This is a genomic window from Frankia sp. CeRuru1 (genome assembly GCF_977966315.1).
Genome location: NZ_CDWWEW010000446.1, coordinates 1 through 3,888, shown reverse-complemented (window position 1 = coordinate 3,888; position 3,888 = coordinate 1). Strand labels below are relative to the sequence as shown.

General features: G+C 69.0%; 4 protein-coding genes. All 4 read left to right on the top strand.

Going from position 1 to position 3,888, the window contains the following annotated elements; genetic code table 11:
* Positions 1 to 933: MMPL family transporter (locus tag AC08OP_RS22325; RefSeq protein WP_476615969.1), on the top strand; the 933-nt coding region annotated here is incomplete at its 5' end.
* 127 nt (positions 934 to 1,060) lie between these two features.
* Complete coding sequence (locus AC08OP_RS22320; protein WP_476615968.1) at positions 1,061 to 1,903, top strand: SGNH/GDSL hydrolase family protein; 843 nt, start codon at positions 1,061 to 1,063, stop codon at positions 1,901 to 1,903.
* 128 nt (positions 1,904 to 2,031) lie between these two features.
* Entirely contained in the window at positions 2,032 to 2,637 is a 606-nt protein-coding gene (locus tag AC08OP_RS22315) for a tyrosine-type recombinase/integrase (protein ID WP_476615967.1), read from the top strand.
* The gene (locus tag AC08OP_RS22310; protein WP_476615966.1) at positions 2,634 to 3,725 is read left to right on the top strand and encodes a DNA-methyltransferase; all 1,092 of its coding nucleotides are present in this window, start codon (positions 2,634 to 2,636) and stop codon (positions 3,723 to 3,725) included. The genes AC08OP_RS22315 and AC08OP_RS22310 overlap by 4 nt, the downstream gene beginning before the upstream one ends.
* Positions 3,726 to 3,888 lie beyond the last annotated feature (163 nt).

Genomic DNA, 3,888 nt, shown 5'->3' with positions numbered 1-3,888 from the left:
CGCGTTGACGGAGTGGCCCGGGTGGACGCCCCGGACGGCAGCTACCTGGACGGCCGGCGGCTGGGTGGGGCGACGCCCGCGGCGCGCCCACGCCAGGCCGTCGCGGATGCCGTCTATCTATCGGTGGTTCCGGCCGTCGAACCGATCTCCGCCGAAGGCACCCGGCTGGTACGCGGCCTGCGTGCGGTCCCGGCGCCGTTCCCGGCCCTCGTCGGCGGCCAGGCGGCCGAGCGGGTCGACACGATCGACGCAATCGCCTCCCGAGCCCCGCTGGCCGGCGCGGTAATCGCGCTGGTTACCTTCGTCGCGTTGTTCCTCATGCTCGGTTCCATCGTCGTACCGCTGTCCGCGCTGGCGCTGAACATGCTCACGATGGCGGCGGTCTTCGGGCCACTCGTGTGGATCTTCCAGGACGGTCATCTCGCCGGCCTGTTGGACGTCACCGCGACCGGCAGCCTGCCCGCCGGCATCCCGGTGCTCGTGTTCTGCGTGGCCTTCGGCGTGTCCATGGACTACGGCGTGTTCCTGCTCTCCAGGGTCAGAGAGGAGTACGACCGGACCGGCGACCCGATCGGCTCGGTGGCGACGGCGCTCGGCCACACCGGACGGATCGTGACCTTCGCGGCCCTGCTGCTCGCCGTCGTCTTCGCGGGCTTCACGACCTCGTCGGTCGCCGCCCTGAAGCTGCTCGGGCTGGGCCTCGCGCTGGCGGTGCTGCTCGACGCCTACGTGGTGCGCGGCCTGCTGGTGCCCTCGGTACTCCGGCTCGTCGCGCCGATCGCGTGGTGGGCGCCGGGACCGCTGCGTCGCCTGCAGGAGCGGATCGGCCTGACCGAACACGCCAGGCCACCGGCCGATCCGTCGACGGCCTCTTCCCTGGCCGTGCCCGAACCAGCCCGGCCAGCCGAGACAGCCCAACCGGACCGGCGGTGAGGGAGACCGGAATCCGATGTCACCGTCGGCCCGCAGCACCCCGACCGTGAATCCACCGGTTCCGGATGCCGTCCGGAACCAGTGGCCCGGCAGGCCTCGACCGCCCGGTCGCAAGGACCGCGGCGGCGTGCTCGCCGTCGTCCTCCCACCAGCCGCCTTCCTTCTCCTGCTGGCGCTGCTCCTGCTAACGCTGCTCCTGCTGGCACTGCTCCTGCTGGCACTGCCGGTACTCGGTCCCGGCAAGGTATGGGCCGGCTGGGGCGGCCGGATCACCGACACCGCACGCCCGGCGCCGGCTCGGATCGTGCTCTGGGGCGACTCGCTGGCCTGGGAGGCCCGGGAGACGTTCAGCCGGCTCGCGACAGAGGGCGGCGCGCAGGTTCTGGTACGTACCTTCGGTGGGACCGCGCCCTGCGACTGGCTCGCCGATGTCGATGTCCAGATCCGCGCCTGGCGGCCGACGGTCGCCGTGCTGGCCTTCTCCGGAAACACGATATCGGCGTGCATGCGGGGACGCGACGTCGCGACGGCCTACCCCGCCGACACCGGTGCCGCCGTCCGGTTGTTACGCGAGGCCGGGGTACAGGTCCGTCTCGTGGTGGCGCCACCCCGGCCCGACCAGCCCGTCCGCGCGGACGGGATGACCGACCTCGACCGGATGTGGCGGGCGATCGCCGCGGCGCACGACGGCACGGAAGTCGTCTTCGCCGACCTTGCGGTCACCATGCGCGGACGGTGGAGCGACCGGCTGCCCTGCCAGGCCGGTGAGCCCTGCCGACCGGACGGCACCGTGGTCGTCCGCGGACCCGACCACGTCCACTTCTGCCCGGTGACCGTACCCGTGATGATCCCCTGCCCAGTGTTCAGCGCGGGGGCCGAGCGCTACGGAGCCGCGATGGCCGCCGCCGCACTCCCTTCCCTGAATCGGGTGCACGGTACCACCAGGGAGCCGCCCGCCGTATCCTGGTGATCATGGTTCGCGTCGGCTGCAACGGTAACGGGGACACCCGCGAGAAGGTGCTATCAGGGGCGGGGTCAAACGGTCGTAGCGACGCCTCGATAGGATGATCGTGACGGCGTCGAGGGCCTGGATGGTGGATGGGCCGGCGGGAGCAGTTGACGGTTGAGGATCGGGAGCTGATTTCCCGGGAGTTGAGCCGGGGCGCTCGGTCGGTGCTGCATCTCGCCGAACCCCTACCCGCGGCCCTGGCTGCGGGCGACGAGATCGGCGAGGAACTGCTTTCCCCCAAGCGGCTCCACGACCTCCGCCACAGCTCGGTTTCGATCATGCTGTCTGCGGGAGTCGACATCACGATCGCCTCGAAGGTCGTCGGTCACTCTTCGACGTCAGTCACCGGGAACCTGTACGCGCATCTGTTGCGGTCGACCAGCCAGCAGGCGGCGGAGACGGTGGCCGCCGCGATCCCGCGCACAACGGTTTGTCCTCACCCTGTCCTCACCACCGGAACCAACGGCGGCGGGATCGTGAAGGGCGGAAGCTTCGGGCCTGGTCAGGGGCCTGCCCGTAAAGGACAGACCCCCGCCAAACGAGTGGAGCTTCTCCGGCACTACTCCAAAAATCTTGGTCTGCTCGACGACCTCCGTTGGCTACTCAAAGTAGTCAAAGATGCGGAGAGTGACGACGAGCCGGATGAGCTAGATCTGTGCGACCAGGCCAACGGTCGCGGCGGGGGACGCCTATGACGGGTGCGGACAGGGCAGCGCCCTGGCTCGGCACCATCCTCGTCGGAGACGTCCGCGATCGACTGGCCGAGCTACCACCTACCTCAGTCGACACAGTGATCACCAGCCCGCCCTACTACGGCCTCCGCGACTACGGCGCCACCGGGCAGCTCGGACTGGAACCCGACGTCAACCAGTGGGTCGATGACCTGCGGACCGTCATGACCATGGTCGCACGGGTACTCAAGCCCGCCGGCGTCGTCTGGCTGAACCTCGGCGACGGCTACGCCCGCCACGCTCGCGAGGGCGCGCCGATGAAGAGCCTGTTACTCGGGCCGGAGCGCCTGGCCCTGACGCTGATTGCCGACGGGTGGATGCTACGTAACAAGGTCATCTGGGCCAAGACCAACCCCATGCCGACGAGCGTGACCGATCGCCTGAACACCACGCATGAAGTGATCTACCTCTTCACCCGGAGCCGGCACTACTTCTTCGATCTCGATGCCATCCGAGTACCTCATGCAACTGGCCAGTTCGCCGCGCAAGGCCGGGCGGCCGGGCGCGTCTACCCGCCAGAATCGGCGGTTGCTACCATCCGTCAGACCAGACGGACACAGCGCAACACCGGGCTGGGTCGACTGAAGACCCTGGGGATTGCTGGTCATCCACAAGGCAAGAACCCTGGCGACGTCTGGCACCTGGCCACAGCCGGCTATCGGGAAGCGCACTTCGCCACCTTCCCGCTCTCCCTCGTCGAGCGTCCGCTGCTGGCAAGCGTTCCCGAACGAGTGTGCGAACGGTGCGGCGAGCCGTGGCGCCGCGCCTCGACTCGCCAGAACCCGCACGGTGCAGCACCTGCCGTCCTGGGCCCTGTCTGTGACTGCCAGGCCGACTACCGGCCGGGCATCGTACTCGATCCGTTCCTGGGCGCAGGCACGGTCGCGGTAGCCGCAGAACGCCACGGCAGGGACTGGGTCGGCATCGAGATCAACCCCGCGTACGCCGCCATGGCAGAGGAGAGGATCACGCGGGAACGCTTGAAGATCGCATCGGCCGAGCGAGCTACTCGTACTGAAGCTGTACGCCCGTACGATCCGCGAGCAGCGTGATGGCTTGATCGTGACGGTCAAGCTGAGCGTCTCGCGCAGCGTTGTCGGTTACGGCGTTCTCGACTTGGGCAGCGAGGGAATCGACAGCTCCGTGGAGTGACTGAGGAGTGAATTACCGGACCACGGAGGGGCTGGGTCGGGGCGTGCGGGATCGCGCGGGGAC

Excerpts from the sequence above, each read along its gene's own strand:
- AC08OP_RS22315 (WP_476615967.1), top strand. The coding sequence starts at position 2,032 with ATGGGCCGGCGGGAGCAGTTGACGGTTGAGGATCGGGAGCTGATTTCC.
- AC08OP_RS22310 (WP_476615966.1), top strand. The coding sequence starts at position 2,634 with ATGACGGGTGCGGACAGGGCAGCGCCCTGGCTCGGCACCATCCTCGTC.